The organism is Paraburkholderia xenovorans LB400 (assembly GCF_000013645.1).
GTDB lineage: Bacteria > Pseudomonadota > Gammaproteobacteria > Burkholderiales > Burkholderiaceae > Paraburkholderia > Paraburkholderia xenovorans.
Window position 1 is genome coordinate 771,781 of sequence record NC_007952.1, and the last position, 24,099, is coordinate 795,879.

General features: G+C 62.7%; 23 protein-coding genes. 18 read left to right on the top strand and 5 right to left on the bottom strand.

Translation table 11 applies throughout. The features are described 5' to 3' along the window. Positions 1 to 159 precede the first annotated feature (159 nt). The 17 genes from BXE_RS25385 to BXE_RS25465 all read left to right on the top strand — a co-directional run bounded on the left by BXE_RS25385 (position 160) and on the right by BXE_RS25465 (position 16,142). Positions 160 to 903, top strand: coding sequence for a GntR family transcriptional regulator (locus tag BXE_RS25385; RefSeq protein ID WP_007176421.1), 744 nt, complete (start codon positions 160 to 162; stop codon positions 901 to 903). Continuing rightward, positions 900 to 1,679 (top strand): ABC transporter ATP-binding protein, encoded by a 780-nt coding sequence (locus tag BXE_RS25390; protein WP_011490990.1) that lies wholly within the window; start codon positions 900 to 902, stop codon positions 1,677 to 1,679. The genes BXE_RS25385 and BXE_RS25390 overlap by 4 nt, the downstream gene beginning before the upstream one ends. Before the next feature lie 10 nt (positions 1,680 to 1,689). Next, on the top strand, positions 1,690 to 2,499 hold the full coding sequence (locus BXE_RS25395) for an ABC transporter permease (RefSeq protein ID WP_011490991.1): 810 nt from the start codon (positions 1,690 to 1,692) through the stop codon (positions 2,497 to 2,499). 107 nt (positions 2,500 to 2,606) lie between these two features. After that, complete coding sequence (locus BXE_RS25400) at positions 2,607 to 3,620, top strand: zinc-binding dehydrogenase (RefSeq protein ID WP_011490992.1); 1,014 nt, start codon at positions 2,607 to 2,609, stop codon at positions 3,618 to 3,620. A 16-nt stretch (positions 3,621 to 3,636) separates the two neighbouring features. After that, the gene (locus BXE_RS25405; protein ID WP_011490993.1) at positions 3,637 to 4,071 is read left to right on the top strand and encodes a PaaI family thioesterase; all 435 of its coding nucleotides are present in this window, start codon (positions 3,637 to 3,639) and stop codon (positions 4,069 to 4,071) included. Positions 4,072 to 4,088: 17 nt separating this feature from the next. Beyond that, the gene (locus tag BXE_RS25410; protein WP_233518977.1) at positions 4,089 to 4,970 is read left to right on the top strand and encodes a VOC family protein; all 882 of its coding nucleotides are present in this window, start codon (positions 4,089 to 4,091) and stop codon (positions 4,968 to 4,970) included. Next, positions 4,957 to 6,492, top strand: coding sequence for a class I adenylate-forming enzyme family protein (locus BXE_RS25415; protein WP_011490995.1), 1,536 nt, complete (start codon positions 4,957 to 4,959; stop codon positions 6,490 to 6,492). Before BXE_RS25410 ends, BXE_RS25415 begins: the two co-directional genes overlap by 14 nt. Before the next feature lie 38 nt (positions 6,493 to 6,530). Beyond that, on the top strand, positions 6,531 to 8,126 hold the full coding sequence (locus BXE_RS25420; protein WP_011490996.1) for a UbiD family decarboxylase: 1,596 nt from the start codon (positions 6,531 to 6,533) through the stop codon (positions 8,124 to 8,126). 71 nt (positions 8,127 to 8,197) lie between these two features. Next, positions 8,198 to 9,202, top strand: a complete 1,005-nt coding sequence (locus tag BXE_RS25425; RefSeq protein WP_011490997.1) for an ABC transporter substrate-binding protein — start codon at positions 8,198 to 8,200, stop codon at positions 9,200 to 9,202. Positions 9,203 to 9,254: 52 nt separating this feature from the next. Next, positions 9,255 to 9,842, top strand: a complete 588-nt coding sequence (locus BXE_RS25430; protein ID WP_011490998.1) for a UbiX family flavin prenyltransferase — start codon at positions 9,255 to 9,257, stop codon at positions 9,840 to 9,842. A 145-nt stretch (positions 9,843 to 9,987) separates the two neighbouring features. Continuing rightward, on the top strand, positions 9,988 to 10,716 hold the full coding sequence (locus BXE_RS25435; RefSeq protein WP_011490999.1) for a GntR family transcriptional regulator: 729 nt from the start codon (positions 9,988 to 9,990) through the stop codon (positions 10,714 to 10,716). 142 nt (positions 10,717 to 10,858) lie between these two features. Further along, positions 10,859 to 11,854, top strand: coding sequence for an ABC transporter substrate-binding protein (locus BXE_RS25440; protein ID WP_011491000.1), 996 nt, complete (start codon positions 10,859 to 10,861; stop codon positions 11,852 to 11,854). A gap of 73 nt (positions 11,855 to 11,927) precedes the next feature. Next, the gene (locus BXE_RS25445) at positions 11,928 to 13,202 is read left to right on the top strand and encodes an aromatic ring-hydroxylating dioxygenase subunit alpha (protein ID WP_011491001.1); all 1,275 of its coding nucleotides are present in this window, start codon (positions 11,928 to 11,930) and stop codon (positions 13,200 to 13,202) included. After that, a complete protein-coding gene (locus BXE_RS25450; RefSeq protein WP_011491002.1) occupies positions 13,195 to 13,698 on the top strand; it encodes an aromatic-ring-hydroxylating dioxygenase subunit beta in 504 nt (167 codons plus the stop codon). Before BXE_RS25445 ends, BXE_RS25450 begins: the two co-directional genes overlap by 8 nt. A 13-nt stretch (positions 13,699 to 13,711) precedes the next feature. After that, a complete protein-coding gene (locus BXE_RS25455) occupies positions 13,712 to 14,719 on the top strand; it encodes a D-2-hydroxyacid dehydrogenase (RefSeq protein ID WP_011491003.1) in 1,008 nt (335 codons plus the stop codon). 155 nt (positions 14,720 to 14,874) lie between these two features. Further along, on the top strand, positions 14,875 to 15,822 hold the full coding sequence (locus tag BXE_RS25460) for a DnaJ C-terminal domain-containing protein (RefSeq protein WP_011491004.1): 948 nt from the start codon (positions 14,875 to 14,877) through the stop codon (positions 15,820 to 15,822). Then, entirely contained in the window at positions 15,819 to 16,142 is a 324-nt protein-coding gene (locus BXE_RS25465) for a chaperone modulator CbpM (RefSeq protein WP_011491005.1), read from the top strand. The genes BXE_RS25460 and BXE_RS25465 overlap by 4 nt, the downstream gene beginning before the upstream one ends. Before the next feature lie 43 nt (positions 16,143 to 16,185). Here the strand turns inward: BXE_RS25465 and BXE_RS25470 are convergent, their stop codons facing one another. After that, positions 16,186 to 16,692, bottom strand: coding sequence for a hypothetical protein (locus tag BXE_RS25470; protein WP_011491006.1), 507 nt, complete (start codon positions 16,690 to 16,692; stop codon positions 16,186 to 16,188). Between the two features lie 326 nt (positions 16,693 to 17,018). Here BXE_RS25470 and BXE_RS25475 point away from each other — a divergent pair, with 326 nt between their 5' ends. After that, on the top strand, positions 17,019 to 17,471 hold the full coding sequence (locus tag BXE_RS25475) for a CBS domain-containing protein (protein WP_011491007.1): 453 nt from the start codon (positions 17,019 to 17,021) through the stop codon (positions 17,469 to 17,471). Positions 17,472 to 17,550: 79 nt separating this feature from the next. Here the strand turns inward: BXE_RS25475 and BXE_RS25480 are convergent, their stop codons facing one another. From BXE_RS25480 to BXE_RS25495, 4 genes are read right to left on the bottom strand one after another with little or no spacing between them, the layout of a single operon-like run. Next, positions 17,551 to 18,675: an ABC transporter permease gene (locus tag BXE_RS25480; protein ID WP_011491008.1), complete on the bottom strand. Its 1,125-nt coding sequence runs from the start codon at positions 18,673 to 18,675 to the stop codon at positions 17,551 to 17,553. Between the two features lie 2 nt (positions 18,676 to 18,677). Next, entirely contained in the window at positions 18,678 to 21,461 is a 2,784-nt protein-coding gene (rbbA, locus tag BXE_RS25485) for a ribosome-associated ATPase/putative transporter RbbA (protein ID WP_011491009.1), read from the bottom strand. After that, on the bottom strand, positions 21,458 to 22,531 hold the full coding sequence (locus BXE_RS25490; protein WP_011491010.1) for an HlyD family secretion protein: 1,074 nt from the start codon (positions 22,529 to 22,531) through the stop codon (positions 21,458 to 21,460). The genes rbbA and BXE_RS25490 overlap by 4 nt, the downstream gene beginning before the upstream one ends. Beyond that, positions 22,528 to 24,054 carry an efflux transporter outer membrane subunit gene (locus BXE_RS25495; RefSeq protein WP_040124009.1) on the bottom strand — a complete coding sequence of 509 codons (1,527 nt, stop codon included), beginning with the start codon at positions 24,052 to 24,054 and terminating at the stop codon, positions 22,528 to 22,530. The genes BXE_RS25490 and BXE_RS25495 overlap by 4 nt, the downstream gene beginning before the upstream one ends. Positions 24,055 to 24,099 lie beyond the last annotated feature (45 nt).

Sequence of the window (24,099 nt, forward strand, 5' to 3'; positions counted from 1 at the left end):
TGTCATGCGAGAGCAGCCAGAGAGCGGAGTGACATATCGCTGAACAGCTCAGAAGTCACGTTTTTTTTGCGTGCATTTTTTTAATGGCTGTTCTAAGTTAACTCATCACCTGCCCACACGGATCCTTGTGAGCAGCCTACGAGACGAAGGAGAGGTGTCGTGAAAGATCCTGCAGCTCCGACGGTGGAATTGATCGACTGTTCGAACGAAGCAAAACTGCTCAGTGAGCGGGCGTGTTCGGCGATCCGTCAGGACATTCTGTCCTGCGTAATCGAACCGGCCGCCACGCTGACGGAAAGCGCGCTGACCGCACGCTACGGCATCGGCAAGGCGACCTGCAGGGTGGCACTGCAGCGTCTCGCGCAGGAAGGCTTTGTGCGCATCGTGCCGCGTCAGGGTTACGTGGTGACGCCGATTACGTTGAAGGATGTCGAAGAAGTGTTTGCGCTTCGCCTTGAGCTTGAACCGCTGTCGGCACGCCTCGCTGCGGGCAAGGCGGATATCGATCTGTTGAACCGGCTGGAGCGCGCGTGCCGCAACGACGATACGTCGCTTGGCATCGGCAGCCGGATCGGCATCTTCATGGACGCGAATGCCGCTTTCCATATGGCGATCGCCGAATGTTCGGGCAACGGCCGGCTGGTCCGCATGCTGGGTGGCCTGCTCAACGATATGGCGCGGCTGGTGTCGCTCGGCTTTGGCGTGCAGAACACCAAGCCGGAGATCCGGCACGACCATACCGCGATGATCAGCGCGCTCGCGAGCGGCGACGGCAAGCGCGCCGAGCAGATCGCGCACCGGCATGTGGCGACGTTCCGCGACATGACGATGGAAAAGGTCATGGCGAGCCTGCGCGACACGCACGCAGGCGCACCGATCGTCCCGCTGCGAGGCGCACGATGAACGCGGTGACTACCCAGGCCATGTTCGAGAAGGCAGCCACGACACGCAACGCGGTGGAAGTGGAACACGTTTCGAAGCACTACGGCAAGCTGGCGGTGCTCGAAGACATCAGTCTGACCGCGCCTTCGGGTTCGGTGCTGGCGATCGTCGGCGCGTCCGGCTGCGGCAAGAGCACGTTGCTCAACATCATCGCAGGATTGGTGCAGGCGGATCAGGGCGACGTGCGGATCGATGGAGTGGCCGGCGAGCCGACTCACGATACCCGCGTGGTCAGCTACATGTTTCAGGAAGACCGCCTGCTACCCTGGCGCACGATCGTGGCGAACACGGAGTTCGGTCTCGAAGCGGGCTCGCTCAATGCCGAACGGCGACGCGAACGCGCGCTGGCCGCGCTGAAAATGACCGGCCTCGAAGGATTCGAGCACGCTTATCCGCACGAGCTCTCGGGCGGCATGCGCAGCCGCGTGGCGCTCGCGCGCAGCCTCGTCGTGAAGCCGTACATCCTGTTGATGGACGAGCCGTTTTCCAAGCTCGATCCGCAGATGCGCTCGCAGATGCACGCGGAACTGCTGCGAATCCGCGAGCAGTTGAAGATGACGGTCGTATTCGTCACACACGACGTGGAAGAAGCCATCGTGCTCGCGGATAAGGTGGTGGTGTTGCGTCCACGGCCGGGGCGCGTGCGCGATACGCTGACAATCGACTTGCCGCGGCCGCGCGATCCGCTTGCCGCCGAAGTCGCGGAAACGGTGCGCCGCGTGCGCGCCCTCATTTAAGGACGTTGCGATGTCTTCTGTTTCGACCGCCAGTTCTGTTTTTCCCGCACGGTTTGGCCGACTGACGCGTTTCGCGAGAGTCGCCGGTCAACGTCTTTCGCTGCTCGCCATTTTCCTGATCCTGTGGTGGGTGGCGGCGCAACGGGTGCCGGCCTTCATTCTCCCAGGTCCGGGGAAAACGTGGAACGCGCTGCTTGACCTGATCGCCACCGGTACCTTTGCCGAGGACCTCGGCATTACGCTGTACCGCGTCGTCGCAGGTTTTCTGCTGGCCGCGCTGGTCGGTACGCCGCTCGGCATCCTGCTCGGCGCGAACCGTCGGCTCGGCAGTTTCTGCGAGCCGGTACTGTCGGTGGTCAACACGGTATCCGCCGCGATCTGGGCCATATTTGCGTTGATCTGGTTCGGCATCTCGAACGGCACGACCATCTTCGTCGTGTTCATGGAGGCAATGCCGCTGATTCTCACGAACGTGTGGCAGGGCGCGCAAAGCGTCAATGCCGAATACGTGGAGCTTGCCCGCAGTTTCCAGATGTCGCGAAGCAAGGTGATGACCAAGATCTATCTGCCCACCGTGCTGCCGTATTTCTTCTCCGGTGCGCGCCTCGCGTTCGGTTTCGGCTGGCGGGTGTCGCTGGTGGCGGAGACGATCGGTTCGTCGAACGGCGTCGGCTACCGGCTGCGTCAGGCGGCGGACCTTGTTCAGACCGATCAGGTGTTCGCATGGACACTCACTATGGTGGTGCTGATGGTGGTGCTCGAGTATGGCATTCTCAAGCCGCTTGAAAACCACCTGTTCCGCTGGAAGAAGCGGGCATAGAGAACGGGATCGCGGCGCACTGCTGCCGCGCCGCGGGCTGAAGTGGCTGAAGTAGCCGAACATTTGCGAAGAAGTAGTGCGTTTGCTTTCCATAAATAGGAGTACATATGAGCAGTACGATGAAGGCTTTGATTCTCTCCGAACACGGTGACGTCGACAAACTCCATGTCGGCGAGATGCCGATGCCGAAGGCGGTGCCGGGTCACGTGGTCATCCGCGTGCGTGCGTCGTCTTTCAATTATCACGACGTCTTTACGGTGAAGGGTATGCCGGGCATCAAGGTGCCGTTGCCTGTGGTCATCGGTCTGGATATGGCGGGAGAGATCACGGAGGTGGGAGACAACGTCGAGAACTGGTCGGTCGGCGCGCGGGTGCTCGTCAATCCGCTCAACAAGAAGAAAGGCCTGATGGGCGAAATGCTCGACGGCGGCATGGCGCAATACTGCCTCGTCAGCGCGGACCAGTTGATCGCAATGCCCGAAGGCGTGACGTTCGAAGAAGCGGCGTCGCTGCCGGTCGCCTACGGCACGGCGCACCGGATGCTTGTCACGCACAACACCATCAAGCCGGGCGATCGTGTGGTCATTCTGGGTGCGAGCGGCGGCGTCGGAACCGGTTGCGTGACGCTTGCCAAAATGCTCGGCGCCGAAGTGATCGCGGCCGCCGGCAGTGCGGACAAGGCTGAACGGCTCAAGGCGATGGGCGCGGATCACGTCATCAACTATCGCGACACCGATTTCTCGAAGTGGGTCATCGAGAAGTACGGCAAGCCGCAACGCCGCAGCTATGAAGGCGGCGCGGACGTCGTAATCAATTTCACCGGCGGCGATACGTGGGTGCCGTCGCTCAAATGCATCAAACGCGGCGGCAGCCTGCTCGTCTGCGGCGCGACCGCGGGCCACGATCCGAAGGAAGACCTGCGCTACATCTGGAGCTTCGAGATTCGCGTGATCGGCTCGAACAGTTTCTATGACGACAACCTCTCTGCACTGATGGAATTGATCCGTACGAAGAAGATCGCGGTGCAGATCGACAAGGTTCTGCCGCTCGAACAGGCCGCCGAAGGCCTGCGCATGATTCGCGATCGGGAAGTGCTCGGCAAGATTGTCGTTACCCCATAAAAATACGGAGACTCGAATGGCTGATAACCAGCAACTTACCGCGGAGCAGGTTCAGGCAATGCTCACGCGCGGTCCTTATCATCAGTGGCTCGGTCTGCGTGTGCTCGAAGTCGGCGATGGCTCGATCGAAATCGCCGCGACGTGGCGCGAAGAGTGGGTCGTCAACCCCGAACGCCGCTATACGCACGGCGGCATTCTTGCCGCGCTGGTCGACCTCACGGCCGACTGGGCGCTGGTGTCGAAAACGGGCCGCGGCGTACCGACGATCGATCTTCGCGTCGACTATCACCGCGCGGCAATGCCCGGCGACCTCATTGCGCGCGGCAAGGTCGTGAAGTTCGGCAGCGCGATTTCGGTTGCGGAGGCATACATCTACGACCAGTCCGGGGCGCTGCTCGCCAGCGGCCGGGGCGTCTATTCGACCGCGCCCGCTCCCGCGCCGAAGGCATGATGAACACGGCGACATCGATGCTCGACCATGTCGTCGTGAACGCGATGTTCGAAACCGACGCGGCGGCGTCGTGTTTCGAAGCGCTCGGCTTCGCGCTGACTCCGCGCGGCTATCACTCGCTTGGCTCGGTCAATCACCTGATGATGTTCGATGGACATTATCTCGAACTGGTCGGCCTGCCGCCCGGCGCCACCACGTTGCGGCGCGAGATTCTCGAAAGCCGTCTGGGTATAGACGGTCTCGTGTTCAAGACGGACGACGCGCAGGGAACCTACGCGCGATTGATCGATGCCGGCGTGCGTGCGAGTGACCCGCAGTCGTTCACGCGGCCCGTGGACATTGATGGCGTCGAGCAGATCGCCCGTTTCCGGACAACCCGGCTCGCAGCGGAAGAACTCTCCGCCGGACGCGTCTATTTCTGCGAGCACCTCACGCCGGAATGGGTCTTCCGTGCCGAATGGGCGAAGCATCCGAACGGCGCGCAACGCCTGAAGGAATGCGTGATCGTGAGCGACGAGCCGCAACTCGAAGCGCGCCGCTATGCGCTGATTGCCGGCGAGTCGGATCTAACATCGCCGTCCGCCCGGCACTCGCGCATTGCGTTGGGCGATTTCGATCTGGACTTTATCGATGGCGCGGCGTACCGCGCGCGCTATGGCGACCTCGTTTGTAACGCGGCAGGGCGCGACAGCTATTTTGGCGCGGTCGTCGTCGAGGTCAGCGATCTTGCCGCGGTGCGCGCACGTCTGGACGCGCTCACGTCGCACGTCGACGAGAGCGTGGTGCGGCTGATGGCGCCGGCCCATGCGCAGAGCGGCGCCTCGTCCGTTGTCGTGCTGTTAGGCGAACTCAATACTGTCATTGAATTTATCGGAGCAGTTGAACATGCCCACGCCTGAGAATCTCGGCGATCTGATCGACGCCGACGGCGATCCGTGCAAGCTTGCGGTGATCGCCCTTGGGGAACCGGATGAAACGGGTTGCGCGTGGCACGATACGCGTATGACCTACGGAGAACTCGACGCGCTGGCTGACGGCGTCGCGCGTGCACTGGTGCGGCGCGGTCTGAAGGTCGGTGAGCGCGTTGCCATTCTTGCGGCGAATCGTGCTGAATATGTCGCGGCGCTGCTCGGCATCATGCGCGCGGGAATGGTCGCCGTGCCCGTCAACTTCAGGTTTCCGCCCGCGCTCTCCACCTTTGTGATTCGCGATAGCGGTGCAAGGCTGGTGTTTTGCGACGCCGCGCGACTTGCCGATTGCCCGGACGATCTGCCGACAGTCGTATTCGATTCGACGGGGGAAGACAGTTTCGCCTCTTTCGTCGAACGCGGCCCGTTCGAGACTTTCGTGCCTACGCCCGACACGCCGGCAATGTTTCTCTATACGTCCGGCTCGACTGGCAAGCCGAAGGGCGTAATGCTCTCGCACGGCAGCCATCTGTGGGTGGCGCGTACGCGAGCGCGCGCGCAGCCACCGGAGGCGCATCGCTTTCTGGTGGCCGCGCCCATGTATCACATGAACGCGCTGACGCTCGTGCTGATGTCGTTATACGGGCACGGTACGGTGGTACTGCTTCCGCAATTCACCGCGCGCATGTACATCACGGCGATCGAGCGTTATCGGGTTACGTGGCTCACCTCCGTGCCGCCCATGATCGCGATGATGCTGCGCGAAAAGGAACTGCTCGAGCGCACGGATCTTTCATCGGCGCGCTTCATCCGGATGGGCTCGGCGCCCGTCAGCGAGAGCTTGCTTGCGCAGATCGGCGAGGTACTGCCGAATGCGAAGCTCACTAACGTCTACGGCACGACCGAGGGCGGCCCGATCGTGTTCGGGCCACATCCGCAAGGGATCGAACCGCCGTTGCTGTCGGTCGGATATCCGCATCCCGAAGTCAGCGTCAAGTTGCTCGACGCACCGCCGACAGGTGTTGCAACCGGCGTGCTGGCCGTAAAAAGCCCCGCCGTCATGCTCGGTTACCACAACCGGCCGGACCTGCCGCTGCCGGTGACAGCAGACGGCTTCTATATAACGGGTGACGTATTTCACCGCGACGAACAGGGCTTCTATGCGTTCGTCGGCCGTGCGGACGACATGTTCGTGTCGGGCGGCGAAAACATCTTTCCCGGTGAAGTCGAGCAGATGCTGGAGACGCACCCGGACATCGTCCAGGCTTGCGTGGTGCCGGTCGCCGACGACATCAAGGGAACCAAGCCGGTGGCGTTCGTGGTGCGGCGCGCGGGCGCGTCGCTAACGGAAGAGGAAGCCAAACAGTATGCGCTGACGCATGCGCCCGCCTACCAGCACCCGCGGCGCGTGTGGTTCGTCGACGCATTGCCGCTTGCGTCCACGAACAAGATCGATCGCGCCGCATTAAAAGCCATAGCGCTCGCGTCGCTTCAGGATAGCGAGACCGCGTAAGTGAAACCGATACGACATTCAACATCATGGAGTTCAGTATGAACGAGAACTTTCGCGAGTTCCTGGAACGGCTGCGCGCGGCACAGCAACTGGTCGATATCCGGCAACCCGTCGATATCCGCCACGTGGGCACGCTCGTCGACCAGAGCGACAAGGCGCTGCTGTTTCATAACGTGATCGGCTACGACATGCCGCTGCTGTCGGGCATTATCCGCACGCAGGAGCGCGCGATGATGGCAATGGGTTGCGACAGCTACTCCGAAATCGAAAAGATGCTGGCGCATGGCATCCAGAACCCGATTCCGCCCAAATACGTCGCCACGTCCGCCACCAAAGAAGTGATCTACAAAGGCGACGATGTCGATCTGTTCCGCCTGCCCATTCCGATGTCTTCGATTTTCGACGGCGGGCCGATGATTACCGCGGGTATCGTGATTTCGCGCGATCCGGAGTACGGCCTGAACAGCGGCATTTATCGCTTCATGGTCAAGGAAAAGGCGCTGAGCGGTATCGACATCGTGACGCCGAACAATATGCGCATGTTCGCGCAGCGTGCCTACGAACAGGGACGTCCGTGCCCGATCTCCATTTCGATCGGCAACCACCCGATGGAAATCATGGGCGCGGGCTATCGCGCACCGATCGGCGTGGATGAAATGGCGATCGCGGGCGGCATTCGCGGCGTGCCGGTCGAACTGGCGCCTTGCGAGACTGTCGATCTGCCTTATATCGCCGACTCGGAAATCGTGATCGAAGCGGAAATCCTGCCGACGGGCTGGACGCAACCCGAAGGCCGTTTCGGTGAATTCACCGCATTGATGGGCGGGCTGCACTGGAATCCGGATGTGCGCATCAAGGCGATCATGCATCGGCGCGACGCGATGTATTACTCGCTGCACATGCCGTGGGAAAACACGTGGCTCGCGGCGCCGACGCGCTATCAGGCGATCCGCAGCGCGCTGCGCACGGCCGGCGTGCAGGTGAAGGACATCAACGTGACCTTGGGCGGCCGCGCATTCTGGCATGCGGTCATTTCGATCAGGAAGCAGGCGGGCGAGGGCAAGAACGCGCTGCTGGCGGCGCTGTCGGTGATGGATCTGAAGCATGTGGTGGTGGTCGATGACGACATCGACGTGTTCAACGGCGAACAGGTGGAATGGGCGATCGCGACGCGCGTGCAGGGTGACCGCGACCTGATCGTGATTCCCGGCGCGCGTGCCAAGCCGCTCGACCCGAGCCTGCCGGTCATGCCGCCCGGCATGGTGCCGACGGGCGCCAAGGTCGGTGTGGACGCAACGATCTCGGAAGGCATTCCGCACGAACGCTACGAGCGCATTTCGTATGCGTACGCAGATACGGCGAAGATCGCGGACTACGTCGACGGCAAGGCCGATACGGTGCATGTGTCGGAGCCGGAACAGGTGGAGGAGGCCGCCGCCGAAGCGCTCGCGCTCATCGGCGACACGCCGCTTTACTACACCGAACTCGCCGAACGGCTGTCGAAATACGACTTCCGCACGCTGGCTCGCGCGCTCGGCGAACTGCATGAACGCAAGCAGTTGTGGAAAACCGCGGAAGGCAAGCTGTGCGTGCGCGGGTCGCGCTTCGACGCCGTGCCGCCGACGCGGCGCTGATTGCCGCGATGCCGTTCAGTGCGCTGCGCGTCCCGGCAGCGCTCCATTCACCCCATTGATGAGCTGACCTGATGCAACCTTACCTGCTTGCAAGGCGTGTGCTGTTTGCCGCCGTGATGTCCGTGCTCGCACTGTCCGCGCAGGCCGCGCCGCTGCGCATCGGCTACTGGACGAGCGGCGTGAGCCTCGGCCTCGGTGCCGTGCTGGAAACCGGCGACTTCCTGAAGAAAGCCGGCATCGACGACGCGCGTTTCGTGCACTTCGCCGAGGTCAACGCACCGGCGAGTGGACTCGCGGCCAATGTGATCGACGTGAGCTTCAGTGTGGCGGGCGCGAGCGCGTTCAGCATCGCGGCGACCGGCGTGCCGATCAAGATCTTCGGTGCAACGGCGCCGGCCGATGTCACATTTGTCACTCCGGCCGATTCGCAAATCCAGTCGATCGCGCAACTTCGCGGCAAGAAGATCGGCATGTCGCCGTCGGGAAGCTCGGTCGCGTTGATGACGGCCGCGGTGTTGAAAGCGAATTACGGCTTCAACGCTGGCGATTATTCGCTGGTGCCGGGCAACGAGGCGCGTCTCGCGCAGTTTCTCGTGCAGCACCAGGTCGACGCCGCTGCGCTGCGCTCCGTCACGGTCGCGCAATTGACGGAAGTGAAGACGCGGCGTCTCGGCACGCTGGTGGAAGAATGGCACAAGCTGACGAAGTCCGATGCGATGCCTTATCTGGGCGTGGCTGCGGCGCGCACGGAATTGATCCAGCGCGATCCGCAATCCGTCGCGAAGCTGATTGTGGCGATTCACAATGCAATCGCCTGGGGCAACGCGCATCCGGACCAGGTCGCGGCGATCCTGCAGAAAGTCGCGAATCTGCCCGCAAGCGACGCGCAGATCTATGCCGCGCATTGGGCCGAGCTGAACAGCATTTCCTTCGAACCAGTCGATATCGACACGCTCAAGCGCGAGCAGCAGATCTTTGCGGCGAGCGGCTCGATCAAAGGCACGCTTCCGCCCGATGTATTCGTCACCGGGCCGTACGAAACGGCAAAGAAGATCATGGCGGGTCAAAAGCCATGAGGACGCGTTTGCGCGGGCAATGGCGGCATCGGGCGGAGAAAGGAGACGTTGTATGAGATCTCAATCCTCGGCACGGCGCCGCATCGTGGTCGGTATCAGCGGGGCTTCGGGCGCGATCTACGGTGTGCGTTTGCTTCGTCTGCTACGTGAGCTGGAGATCGAATCGCACCTGGTTGTCAGCCGTTCGGCGCAGGTGACGCTTGCGCAGGAGTTGCAGATGCGGATCGCCGATCTGCAGGCGCTCGCGGACGTCAACTATCCGAACACCGATATCGGTGCGGCGATTTCGAGCGGCTCGTTTCGCGTCGACGGCATGATCGTTGCGCCGTGCTCGATCAAGACGCTGTCGGAAGTGGCGACCGGCTGTACCAGTTCGCTGCTTTCGCGAGCGGCGGACGTGATGCTCAAAGAACGTCGCCGTCTCGTGCTGATGGTGCGCGAAACGCCGTTGCATGCGGGTCATATCCGCAGTCTCGCGGCCGTCACGGACGCCGGTGCGATTGTCTATCCGCCAGTGCCGGCGTTCTACGCGATGCCGGAAACGCTCGAGCAGATGGTCGATCATACGCTCGGGCGCGTGCTTGACCTGTTCGATATCGAATCGCGAACCGTACGCCGATGGAGCGGCACTGCTGGCTGATAGATGGTGCAACAGGGTGCGCTTTATTGTGTTCAGTTTACTTCCCTATATGCATCTCCTAGAATGACTTGAGGTTGGTGAGGTGCCTACAGAGCGACGTAAGCATAATACATAGCCATTCCTGGATAGACCGTACGGGGGCAAGATGGAAGGAAAAGTAATTTCTGGGGGCAAGGCCGCGGCCGAGGGCAAGTTGCTGGGTGAGTCGACTTATCTGGCCATGCGGCAGGCGATACTCTCCTGCTCGCTGAAACCGGGCAGCATGCTGACCGAGGCCGCGTTGATGGAGCAATACGGCGTCGGCAAGTCGACGTGCCGGCTGGCCCTCGCGCGTCTCACGCACGAAGGGCTGGTGCGTTCGGTGCCACGACACGGCTACGTCGTCGTACCGGTGACGCTGAAAGATGTCGAGGAGGTGTTCGCGCTGCGGCTGATTCTCGAACCCGAGGCCGCGCGGCTCGCGGCCGGCAAGGTGGATGCGAAGGCGCTGATGCGGATCGATCGCGCCGCGCGCGGCAATACAGCGTCGAAGAATCACGGCAACCGGATCGGATTTTTTCTCGATGCGAACCGGGAGTTTCATCTGGTGATCGCAATGGCGTCGGGCAACGAACGTCTGGTGCGCAGCATCTCGGTGCTGTTCGACGAAATGGCCCGGCTGGTGGCGCTCGGTTTCAGCGACGAAGACGACAGCCCGGAAATCGCCGACGATCACCGCCAGCTGGTGGAGGTGCTGTCGGCAGGGGACGGCAAGTCGGGCGCGCGCATTACGCGCCGGCACATCGAGAAGTTTCGCGACATGACAATGGAACGTGTGCTGCGCAGCATGAAGCAGGACTTCGAGCACGCGCCGCTGGTCGCGATCGGCAAGTAATATGGAAGGTTCCGCCTTTGTTTCAGGCGGAATCTCTCGATGAATGGTTGCACCGTGCTTTATGTTTTGATAAGGACATTTAGTAATCCTTCAAAGACGACGCTGGGAAGACCGGCTGCGTCGCTACTTCAGGCAAAGCACCATGAAATCATTTCGTTCCGTTCTAAAGGCAGCATGCACACTCGTAATAGCCGGCGCGTGCCTTACCAGTGCGTATGCGGCGCCGCTGCGCGTGGGCTACTGGACCAGCGGCACCAGTCTCGGTTTCGGTGCCGTGCTCGAAGCGCAGAAGTTCTTTGAGAAACAGGGCCTGCAGGTGCAGTTCCTTCATTTTCCGGACGTGAACGGACCGACTACCGCGCTGGCTTCGAACGCGATCGATCTGGCATTCGGCACGAGCCTCGCGGGAGCATTCAGCCTGAGCCAGCAGGGTGTGCCGGTGAGAATGGTGGCCGCTACGCAGATTGTCGATGCGGAAATCGTCGTGCTCGCGGATTCGCCGATCCATTCTGCGGGGGAACTGCGCGGCAAGAAGGTCGGCATGTCGCCCATCGGCAGTGCGACCACTGGCGTCGGCACGGCGGTGCTCGACGGCAATTACGGGCTCAAGCTTGCCGACTATCGCCTGGTTGCGGGCGACGAGCCGCGTCTTGCGCAGTTCCTCGTTCAGAAGAACGTCGATGCCGCCGTCATGCGTCCCACCACGGTGGCGCAGGTGCCGGACAGTGCGCAGAAAGTGCGCGTCATCACGACTTTGTCAGATCAATGGAAACAGATGACGAAAGCGAACACACCGCCCTATATCGGTGTCGCCGTGATGCGCAGCGAGTGGCTCAAGGACAACCCGGCAGATGCGGCGAAGGTGCTCGCGGCGATGCGCCAGGCGCTGGCCTTCGGCGCGGCCAATCCCGACGCTGTCGTGGCGATACTCAAGAAGGCCGGCAACATGAGCGACGAGGGCGCGCGTTTTTACGGCGACCACTGGACGACCATGAATACGGTCTCGTTCAAATCGGGCGACATCGACACACTGAAACGCACATTCGAAGTTTTCAAGGCCGCCGGCACGCTGAAGGGCGAGCTTCCCGCGGATCTCTTCTATCAGAAGCCCTATCTCGACTCGGAAGCAGTCAAATGAGCGGGTATCGGGAGTGGGCCAGTTGCCACAGCCGCCGCCGTGGAGCACGGGCCTTCATCAACGGAGCAGCAATATGACGGAAAAGTGCGACGGTACGGTCGCGACCATTGGATTTTCGGCCAGCCGGATTCGTTGGCCGGAAGAGGGCATTACGCGCGTGCCGCTACGTGTGTTCTCCGATGCCGCAACCTACGAGCGCGAGCAGGATGCCGTGTTTCGTGGGCCCACATGGAGTTTCCTCTGCCTCGACATCGAGATTCCAAACCCGGGTGACTACATCACGACCAAGGTCGGCCATACGTCGGTCATTGTCGTGCGCCAACAGGACGGCACCATTGGTGCGCTCGTGAACAAGTGTGTGCATAAGGGCTCGGTGCTTTGCTACGAAGCGCAGGGGCACCGCAAGCGTCCGAACTTCGTTTGCCCTTATCACAACTGGGTTTACAACTTCGACGGCGAACTGACGAGCGTCGCATTCGAGAAGGGTGTGCAGGGCAAAGGCGGCATGCCCGAAGATTTCGACAAATCAAAGTTCCGTCTGACGAAGCTGCGCGTGGAGACCATCCGCGGCCTCGTGTTCGGTTCGTTTTCCGAAGAAGCCCCTGCACTGAAGGACTATCTCGGACCGACAATGGTGCGGCACATGGAGCGCACGCTATATGGGCGGGTAAAGATACTGGGCCGCTATAGTCAGGTGATGCACAACAACTGGAAACTCTACGTCGAGAATAGCCGCGACAACTATCACCCGAGCCTGTTGCATGCGTTCTTCTCGACCTTCAAGATCAACCGGCTGTCGGCGGAAGGCGGTACGTTGCAGGATGAAGACAGCCGGCATCACATCACCTTTACGAAGCGCTATACCGACGTCGGCGATCAGGCCTACGACTCCGGCGTGATTCGTGCAATGCGCGACGATTTCGGCCTGAAGGATCCTTCGCTGATCGATCAGTGGATGGAGTATCCCGATCAGATCACCAATGCGATCCAGAGCATTTTTCCGGGCTTCGTGCTGCATCAGATCATGAATTCGATCGGCGTGCGGCAGGTGGTGCCCCTCGGCGTGGATCGATGCGAACTGATCTGGACCGTGCTCGGCTTCGAGGAAGACACACCGGAGCAAACGCTCATCCGGCGCAAGCAGAGCAATCTCGTTGGGCCCGCGGGTTTTGTGTCGATGGAAGACGGCACGATTGGCGCGTTCGTCGAAAAGGGTATTCGCGGCGATCTCGACGACGCCGCCGTGATCGAGATGGGCGGCAAGGGCACCGGCCCGATGGCGACCCGCGCGACCGAAACCTCGGTACGCGGCTTCTGGAAATTCTATAGAGAACTGATGGATGTCTAGCACGACGCGCTACCCTGACCTGGAAGTCAGCACCCAGACGGGCGCGAGTATCGCGCGCCTGATGGCCCACTATTGCAGTTCGATCGACAATGGCGACTTCGACCGCTGGCCGGAGTTCTTCACCGAAGATTGCACTTACCGCATTCTCACTCGCACCGATTTCGAAGCGGGCCGCGATTTCGGCATCTGGTTCTGCAACACGCGCGGCATGCTGCTGGATCGCGTCAGTTCGATCCAGTCGGTCAATGTGTTCGAGCCGCATGTCTACCGTCATGTACTTGGGCCGACCGAAGTCGTTAGCGTCGAAGACGGGCTGATTGGTTGCGAAACCAGCTACATGGTCGTGCGAACGGGCTATGAAGGCGGCATGGTCGTGTTCAGCGTCGGACGCTATATCGATCAGATCGTTGTCGAAGGCGGCCGCGCGTTGCTGCGTGAGCGCACGGTCGTCACGGATTCGTGCCGCTACGACACGCTCGTTGCGCTCCCCCTGTAAGGATGCTGCCCGGATGACCGAACCTGCCCGCCGTTACCGGCTGCACCTCGAAAGCCAGCGGCGTCAGTCGCCGGCCTTTCATCTTCACGAAGCCGTGTGGCAGGTCGCCTGCGCGCGGCATCCCGATCTCGCCCAGCAAATCGACGTGACGTTCGGCTGGGACGGCGAGCGGTTCGCGCGTCCGCTGGACGACGTCGACTTCCTGCTGGCGTCTAGATTCCCGCATGAGGTGGTGAACGACGCGCCACGTCTGCGCTGGATTCACACGACAGGCGCCGGCGTCGATCAGTTGATGCCGCTCGATCGTCTGCGCCGCGACCTGATCCTGACGAACAGCAGCGGCATTCATAGCGACAAGGCCGCCGAATACACGCAAATGGCGTTACTGATGCTGAATGCGCAAATGCCGGCCGTGTTGCAGGCGCAGCGGGAGCATCGCTGGGACGCGCGGCTGACCACGTCCATTCGCGGCAAGACGGCGCTGATAATCGGCTTCGGCGATCTGGGCATGGCAGCGAGCCGCGCGGCGCGCGCGCTCGGCTTGCGAGTCATCGCACTGAACCGGAGTGGCGCGGCACCGGCGCAGGCGGTGGAAGCAGTCGATGTACTCGCAACGATCTCCGCACTCGACGACTGGCTGCCTCAGGCCGACTTCGTGGTTATCACGGCGCCGCTCACGCCGCAGACACGCGACCTGCTTTCCGCCGCGCGCCTCGCCCGCATGCGGCCCGGTGCGGGCGTCGTCAACCTTTCGCGCGCGGCGCTGATCGACCATGCGGCATTATTCGAGCGATTGCATTCGGGCGCGTGCGGCGGCGCATTGCTCGACGTATTCGATCCCGAACCGTTGCCGGCGGATCATCTGGCGTGGGACGTACCGGGACTCGTCGTCACGCCGCACATTTCGTGCGACGCGCCCGATTACAACCTGCGCGTGCTCGAACTCTGGTTTGCAAATTTCGCCCGATTGCTGCGCGGCGAAGCGCTGGCGAATATCGTCGACCGCACTCGCGGTTATTGAGCGGGGAGATGGGCTTCACGATCGGCGCCGCTGCAACGGTGGCGTGCCGAACCCCGACTTTGCTGCCCTGCCCGGATTGGTATAAAGTCGTTCCGTGATTGCCATCGCGATGGGTGCCCATTGCCGCCTCCGTCTCTCATGGGTTTGCCGCCAGCATGAAATACAAAGACTATTACGAAATCCTGGGTCTCGAGCGAAGCGCGTCTCAGGATGACATCAAACGTTCGTATCGGAAACTCGCGCGCAAGTATCACCCGGACGTCAGCAAGCACGCCGACGCCGAAGAACGTTTCAAGGAATTGGGCGAAGCCTACGAGGTGCTCAAGGACCCGGAGAAACGCGCCGCCTACGACCGCATGGGCAGCGACTGGCGCAACGGCCAGGACTTCCAGCCGCCGCCGAACTGGGACGAAGGTTTCGAATTCAGCGGCGCGGGCAGCGGGCCCGGCGAACAAGCCGACTTCCACGACATCTTCGAGAAGATGTTCGGCGGCGCGCGCGGTGCGCATCCGCATGCGCGGCAGCGGTCCTTCGACGCGCGCGGCGAAGACCATCATGCCAAGGTATTGATCGATCTCGAAGACGCCTATCGCGGCGCCCAGCGCGCGATTTCGCTGCAAATGCCGGTGGTCGACGCGCAAGGCCATGTTTCGCTGGAAACGCGCACGCTCAACGTGACCATTCCGAAGGGGATCCGCGCGGGTCAGCATCTGCGGCTGAGCGGCCAGGGCGCCGCCGGCGCCACGCCGGAAACGGCCGGCGACCTCTACCTGGAAATCGCCTTTCGGGACCACCCGCGTTTTCAGGTGGACGGGCGCGATGTTTCGCTCGAGTTGCCGGTGGCGCCGTGGGAAGCGGCCCTTGGCGCGAAAGTTACCGTGCCCACGCCCGACGGTTCCGTCGAGATGACGGTGCCGGCGGGTTCAGCCAGCGGCAGGCGCTTGCGGCTCAAAGGCAAGGGCATTCCGGCCAACCCGCCTGGCGATCTGTATGTGATTCTGAACATTGTCCTGCCGCCTGCGGATACCGAATCAGCGAAGGCCGCTTACGATGCGATGCGGCAGGCGTTCAATTTCGATCCGCGCGCGCACTTCTATCGGTGATCATCGTGAAAGAGACGAGTACGACGACCTTTTTGAAAGGGCAGATTGTCGATGAGAACATCGAATTCACTCTGGTCGAATTGAGCCGGGTGAGCGGGGCATCGGAGGAGGAATTGACGCTCTGGGTCTCCGAAGGCGTGTTCGAGCCCACTGGCGAGCAGCCGCAGGAATGGCGCTTCAGCGGCGCGGCGTTGCGGCGCGTGCAGACCGCGCAGCGGTTGGCGCACGACTTCCAGATCAATGCTCCCGGCGTCGCACTGGCGCTCGATCTGCTCGACGAGATCGACTTGTTGCGCTCGCGTATCAAGCGTCCTCGCTGAAGCGGGGGCAGGCCTTCGCGCAACGTCCCGTTGCACGGCTTCGTCAGGCAGCTTGATGATCCGCTGGCGCGGGATCGCATGCGGCTTGCGCAGCGGGGAGCGTTGGCAGACAGGCTTGCAGTGCTCGGGCAATGGCGAGCGAGAGCCGGTAGCGGGCGAGGTCGCTGGGTCTGCCGGTGACGTCGTACGTGCTGTAGTCGAACCGGGTGGTACCGTCGTCCGAATAGTCGCCGGTGTCGGCAACGAGCAGACTGACGATGCTTTTGGCCGGCTTCCCGCCATCTCCTGGCAGGCACAGGTGAATCCACGCGAAAAGATCGGGACAATCGCGGGACCGGTCCAGCACCTGCTCATAGACGGGTAAAAGGGTGAGACCGTGAAGCGTGACGGTGAAGCCATGCTGGTCGCTCAACGCTTTATAGACGATCCCTTTGAGCGCGAAGCGGGGATCCTCGGTGGGCGTTTCGAGCGCGAGCGCGAGATCCCGAACGGCGGCGTCGAGCGTCGCAGCACGGTCCAGCAGCCATAAAACTTCTTCGGTGTTCGACATGAAGGCCTCTATCTGATATCGCCGCTGAACGGCACCTCAAAGCCGGCGCATTCTCGCGCCAGTTGATCCCACCTTAGAGCCCATGTTCAAGGGCCGATTGATACAAATCAACCTATCCAACGTTGCGGTCGTCGAACGGATCGGGCTACTGCCGCGCAGCGGTATCCGGCATGCGTGCACGTATCGATTACATGCGTGCGCATATGGACTGGCGGCAGAAGGTCCCGGTTGACTGGAATCAATGGTTGCGCCGTTTATCCGTCTAGTCTGAGTATCAGATCGAGTCCCGATTCGAGAGGGACTTTCCACGCAGGAGGATACGGGACATGAATGCAGGCGATATCTGTACAAGAGACGTTGTGACGTGCGGGCTGAACGCGACCATCCTCGAAGCATGCAAGATCATGCGTGATCGTCACGTGGGCGATATTGTCGCGGTGGAGAAAAGCGCGGATGGAAAGCTTCATCCTCGCGGTCTGCTGACCGACCGCGATATCGTGCTCGCGGTGCTCGCACGGGAAGTCGATGCGTTCGGGCTGTTTGTCGCCGATGTCATGTCTTCGCCACTCATCGTCGCGTACGAAGGCGAAGACGTGTGGCAGGTCGTGAAGCGGATGCGTCTGCATGCCATACGGCGCATGCCTGTCGTCGGCAATGCGGGCGAACTGGTGGGACTGCTTTCGTTCGACGATCTGCTCGATGCGACATGCGTCCTGCTCGCCGAGCTATCGTTGGTGACGGCGCGGCAGCCGCATTTCGAGGAGAAGCAGCGAGCGTGAGCGTTCATGCGAGGTCGGGCATCCGTCAGAGCGTAGGAGCAGCAGGGATGTCGAACTCGCGTTGGCCAACGCATACGTATCAGGCCATCTGACCGATGGTTCTGCGAAAACGCCGCAATGCCATCGCAAACAGCACCGAGCCGATCGCGATCAGGATCAGAAACGGCCGCCACGCGACATCGAGGCCGGCGCCGCGATACAGAATGGCCTGCCCAAGCTCGACGAAGTGAGTAGTGGGTGCGAAAAACATGACGTCCTGAACGATCTTCGGCATGCTCTCCCGCGGCGTGATGCTTCCGGAGAGCATTTGCAGCGGCAATAGCACGAGAACCAGCAGCATGCCGAACTGCGGCATGCTGCGCGCGAGCGTCGCCATGTAAATGCCCATCGACGTGGTGGCGAACAGATGCAGCGCCGTGCCGACCATGAACAGGGCCACCGAGCCTTCAATCGGCACATGCAGGGCGCCGCGCACCACGAAGGTCAGCGAAGCCGTGGCCACCACCATGACCACGAGCCCCATCGACCAGACTTTCGCCAGCATGATCTCCGCTGGAGTGACCGGCATGACCAGCAGATGTTCGATCGTGCCGTGTTCGCGCTCGCGGATCAGTGCCGCGCCCGTGAGAATGATCGACAGCATCGTGACGTTGTTGATGATCTCCATCAGCGCGCCGAACCAGGTCTGGTCGAGATTCGGATTGAAGCGCATATGCACGGCGAGATCGACGGGCGGCGGCGCGGTGTCCCGGTAGCGCGCCACGAAGCCTGAAATCTCGTCGGTCACGATCTGCTGCACGTAGCTGCTACCGGTGAACGCCTGGCTCATGCGGGTCGCGTCGACGTTCAGCTGGATCGACGCGGGTTTTCCGGCCAGCACGTCGCGCTGGAAGTTCGGCGGAATGTCGAGCGCGAAAGTGTATTCGCCCGTATCGAGACCATGATCGACCTGGGCGGGGGCGATCAGGCGCGGAATGCCGAACTGGGGCGGGAAAAACGCCGACGCAATGCGGGCGGACAACGGCGAGGCGTCTTCGTCGACGATCGCGATCGGCGCCATATGCAGCGTGTCGGGCTGCGCGGTAGCGGCGGAATAGATCGCCACGGTGAAGGTATAGGCGATCAACACCAGCATGGTCGGGTCGCGCCACAGGCTCCACAGTTCCTTGACCCCGAGACGGTAGATGTTCGAAAGGCGGCGCATGCTCAGGTTTCCTGCTTTTTGAGGAGTGCCGTGGTCAGGCCGAGCACCACCGGTATGGCGGCCAGCAGCGGCCAGAATTGCCCCTGAAGATCGGTAAAGCCCAGCGCCTTGTTGATCACACCGCGGCTGATCGTGAACATGTAGGTGGCCGGATAGATCGAACCGATCAGGCGCCCGCTGCCTTCCATCGAAGACAACGGATTGATCAGGCCGGAAAACTGGATGGCCGGGATCAGCGTGCCGATCATGGTCAGGAAGATCGCGGCAATCTGGCTGCGGGTGAACGTGGACGCCAGCATGCCCATGCCGGTCGCGACGATGCTATAGATCAACACCGCGGCGAGCAGCGTCAGAAAGTTGCCTTTGACCGGCACGCCGAAAACGATTCGTGCCAGCATGGTCATCAGCAGGAAATTGAGCAGCGCCAGTACGACATAAGGGACCTGCTTGCCCAACAGAAACTCGCTGCGTGTGACCGGCGTGACATACAGATTGATGATCGAGCCCAGTTCGCGCTCACGCACTACCGCCAGCGCGGTCAGCATGGCCGGCAGCATCAGGAGCAGCAGCGGAATGATCGCGGGCACCATCGCCGGGGCGCTCTTCACGTCGGGGTTGTAGCGAAAGCGCGTTTCAATGTTGACCTGCGCGGCGGGCGTCAGGCCGAGCCGGTGGATGCTCTGATCCGTCAGCCAGGCCTGATGCAGCCCGAGCACATAGCCGCGGATGGTTTCCGCGCGCTGCGGCATTGCGCCGTCGATCCACACTCCCAGTTGCACCGGCGCGCCGCGTTGCAGATCGCGTGCGAAATTCGGCGGGATTTCGATGGCGAGCGAAAGTTGGCCACCGCGCATGCGCTTGTCGAGATCGGCGTAGTCGCTGAGCGGAGCCTGTTCCACGAAATAGCGCGAACCCGACATGTTCAGCGCATAGTCGTGACTCAGTTCGGTCTGGTCGCGATCGAGAACCGCGTAAGACAGGCTCTCGACATCGAGACTCACGCCGTAGCCCATCACGAACATCAACACCAGCGAACCGAGCAGGGCGAGCGTGGCACGCACCGGATCGCGGCGCAATTCGAGCGCCTCCCGCCAGATATAGGTGAGGGCACGGCTCGGGCTGAACGCGCGAGGGCGGGAGCGGTTCGGCGATTGGTCCAGCGTGCCTGTGCCGGAATCGTTCGTGCTTGCGGGCGCTTCGATCGTTGCTTCGGCGCCGCCGTCTTCGGCCTTGTCGGCACCTGCTTCGATCAGGTAGCCGATGAAGGCCTCCTCCAGGGTTGCCGTGCCGCGCAGGCGCACGAGTTCCGCCGGTGCCTCGGTGGCGAGCACGCGGCCCGCATGCATCAGCGAGATGCGGTCGCAGCGCTCCGCCTCGTTCATGAAGTGCGTGGAGATGAAGATCGTGACCCGGTCGCGGCGGGCGAGCTCGATCATCAACTGCCAGAAGTTGTCGCGAGCGACGGGGTCCACGCCTGAAGTCGGTTCGTCGAGAATCAGCAGTTCCGGCTTGTGCACCATCGCGACCGCCAGCGAGAGGCGTTGGCGCATGCCGAGCGGCAAGCTGTCCGGCAACGCGTCGCGTACCTCGCCCAGGCCGAAGCGGCTCACCATCTCGTCGACCCTGGCGGCAATCTGCTGCGGCGGCACGTGAAAGAGCTGCGCGTGCAGTACCAGATTCTGCTGAACCGTCAGCTCGCCGTAGAGCGAAAAAGCTTGCGACATGTAGCCGACGCGGGTGCGCGTGTCGATGTCGTTGGGATCGACTTCGCGGCCGAACAGTTTGGCCGAGCCTTCGCTCGCGGGCAGCAGTCCGGTCAGCATCTTCATCGTGGTCGACTTGCCGCAGCCGTTGGAGCCGAGAAAGCCGAAAATCTCGCCGCTGCGGATGCGGAAGCTCACGTGGTCCACCGCGACGAAATCGCCGAAACGCATGGTCAGATCGCGTGCTTCGATGGCGAGGTCGGCAGCGGCGTCGGCCGGCAGCGGTTCGACAACGACTGGTCGATGGTCACGGCGCCGTTCCTCCGGCAGCAGCGCGATGAACGCCGCTTCCAGCGTGTCGCTGTTCGTCTGTTCGAGCAGGGCGCGCGGTTCGCCGGTCGCGAGGATCCGTCCCGCATCCATCGCGACGAGTGAATCGAAGCGCTGCGCTTCGTCCATGTAAGCCGTTGCGACGATCACGCTCATGCCGGGCCGGCCCTTGCGGATGCTCGCGATCAGATTCCAGAACTGCGCGCGCGCCAGCGGATCGACGCCGGTGGTCGGCTCATCGAGAATCAGCAGATCGGGGTCGTGGATCAGCGCGCAACAAAGCGCCAGCTTCTGCTTCATACCGCCGGAGAGTTTGCCCGCCGGGCGCGCCAGAAACGGTTTCAGGCCGGTGCTGCGGGTCAGCGAGTCGATGCGCCGGCGGCGCTCCGCGGCATCGTGGCCGAACAGCCGCGCGAAGAACTGCAGGTTCTCCTCGACGGTCAGTGTCGGGTACAGATTCTTTCCCAACCCTTGCGGCATGTAGGCGATACGAGGACAAACGAGCGCACGGTGCCGGCGCGAGCGCATGTCGCCGCCGAGCACCTCGACGGTGCCTTCCTGAACCGCGCGGGCGCCGGCTGCGAGCGCCAGCAGGCTCGACTTGCCGACGCCGTCGGGCCCGATCAGCCCGGTCATGCGGCCGGCGGGAAAATCCAGCGTGAGGTTGTCGAGCGCAATGGTTTTCGCGTAACGCAGCACGACGTTGCGCAGCCGGATGACCGGTGCGGCTTCAGCCGTCGCGTTACCGCTCACTGCGGCACCTTGATCGCGAGCGAAGCGGGCCACGCGGCGTGCAGATCGATCCTGATCCACGCGACGCCCGGCAGGCCTGTCTTGACGAGCTTCAGATGCTGCAGCAGCAGTTCGCGGTTGATGCGCGCCTTGACGCGGAACATCAGTTTCTGGCGTTCGCTGCTGGTTTCCACGGTCTTCGGCGTGAACTGCGCGGTGCTGGCGACAAAGGAAACGGTTGCGGGAATCACATAGGTGGGCGCCGCATCGAGTATCACGCGCACTTCGGCGCCCAGCGCGACCTTGCCGACCACCGTCTCCGGCAGGAAGAACGTCATGTAGACGTCGGAGAGGTCGACGATGTTCAGGACCTTGCCGCCCGCGGGAAGCACTTCACCGGCCTCGGCGATGCGATATTGCACGCGGCCGTCGCGCGGCGCCGTCAACTGGCTGTCGCTGATGTCGGCTTCGACGCGCGCAACGGTCGCGAGCGCGGCGCGTTCCGCCGAATGCGCGGCCACCAGTTGCGCGCGTGTCGCGTCGACGGCCGCCTGGGCGGCGGTGACCTGGGCTCTCGCGGCCCGGACCGTCGCTTCCGCGCCGCGCTCGCGGGCGCGATCGTCGTCGAGTTCCTGCATGGAGGACGCGCCGTCGCGCGACAGGGTTTCCGAGCGCGCCAGCTTGCGTTGTGCGGCGTCCAGTTCGCTTTCGCGCTGGGAGACCACGGCTTCGGCAGCCGCCTTGTCGCTCTGCCGCTGTACGACCTGCGCTTCGATGCTGAGCGCGGTGTTGATCGCCTGCTGATGTTGCGCGTGGGCTTCGGCGAGCTGCGCGTCGAGCACGGTCACCTGCATGGTCGCAAGCGGCTGCCCCGCCTTGACGAAGTCGCCTTCGTCGACGGCAATGGTTTCGACACGGCCTGCCAGTTTGGTCGCGACGTCGATTTCGGTTGCCTCGATGCGGCCGTTGCCGCTCGCGAAACCTGCTGCGGGACCCGAGTCGTGCAGGAGCGTCCAGCCGTAGTAGACGGCCACGACGATCACGGCCAGTAAGACGACGCCGAGCGTCAGTTTTTTTCTGCTGGGGCTCATGGCAATGGGCCTTGTTTGAGTGTGATGTCGGCGGCTGAAGGCGGGGGCGCCGGATCTGCGTCCTGCACGCCTCCACCGAGCGCGGCATAAAGCGCGACGCGGCTCGTGAGCAATGCGCGCCGCGTCTGTATCAGTTGCTGCCGTGCGTCGAGCAGGTCGCGCTGCGCGTCGAGCACTTCCAGGAACGGTGTCGCGCCGTTGTCGTATCGCTGCCTGGCAAGGCGCGCACGTTCGGACTGCGCCACCAGCGTGTCGGTTTCCGCCTGAACCTGCGTGGCGAGCCACACTCTGGCCGACAGCGCATCGGCTACGTCGCGAAAGGCGTCCTGAATGGTTTCTTCGTATTGCGCCACCGCTTCGCCTTCGCGGGCCTTCGCGAGTTCGAGATTGCTGCGATTGCGCCCGGCATCGAAGATGGGCAGCGAGATGTTGGGCGTGAAGATCCACGCACCGCTACCCGATGCGAATAGGTTCTGAAGATCGGTGCTCGTCGAGCCGACCGCGCCCGTGAGCGTGATGCGCGGAAAGAACGCCGCGCGTGCCGCGCCGATATTCGCGTTCGCGGCCCGCAGCCGGTGTTCCGCCGCGACAATGTCCGGACGCCTCTCCAGCAACGACGAAGGCAGTCCCGCATGCAGATCCGGGCATACGCTCGCGTCGTCCAGCGGCGCCGGCTGCAGCGGGGCGGGCGCGCCGACCAGGACGGCGAGCGCGTGGGCCTGAGTGGCTCGTGACTGTTCCAGTTGCGCAACCAGCGTTTGCGCCTGCTGAAAAAGAATTTCCGACTGCCGCAGATCGAGCTTCGAGATCGCCCCGACCTCGAAGCGGCGGCGGAAAATTCGCAGCGATTCGGCGCGGCTTGCGATCGTCTCGCGTGCAACGGCGATACGTTCATCGAGTTCGCGCAGCAGCAGATAATTGTCCGCTACGTTTGCGATCACGCTGATGGTGGCCGCGCGGCGCGCGGCGTCGCTCGCCAGGAATTCCTCGAGGGCTGCGTCCTTGAGGTTGCGCACGCGGCCCCAGAAGTCGAGTTCCCAATTGCTTTCCATCAGTCCGACCTGATACGCCTCACCGTCGAAACTTCCGCCGGGCAGGAGTCCGCCCGGCGAGCGGAAACGGACATAGGAGCCGCCTGCGGAGATCGTCGGAAGCGTGTCGGCGCGCCGGATACCGTACGTTGCACGCGCTTCTTCGACGCGCTGCACGGCAATGCGCAACTCGCGGTTGCCGGTCAGCGCCTGCTCGATCAGGGCCTGCAGTTGGGCGTCGGGAAAATAGCTGCGCCAGTCGATCCGGCTGGCGGCCGGTGTGGCGTCCGCGGACAATGTTCCGTCGGCGGAAGACCCGGTGGCCCAGGTGTCGGGAACCGGCAGCGCGGGGCGTACGTAGTGCGGCGCGAGCGACATGCATCCGCCGGCGCCGAGCGCCGCCGCCAGTACGAGCGCCGATGCGAACCGTGTGCCGCTGCGAGGCGATCGGCGTGTTGCTGGCGGCGGTCGTGAATGCGGCGATGAGAACATGTGAGCGTGTGGTGAATTAGCCAGGGTGTTTTGATCAAGGCAACG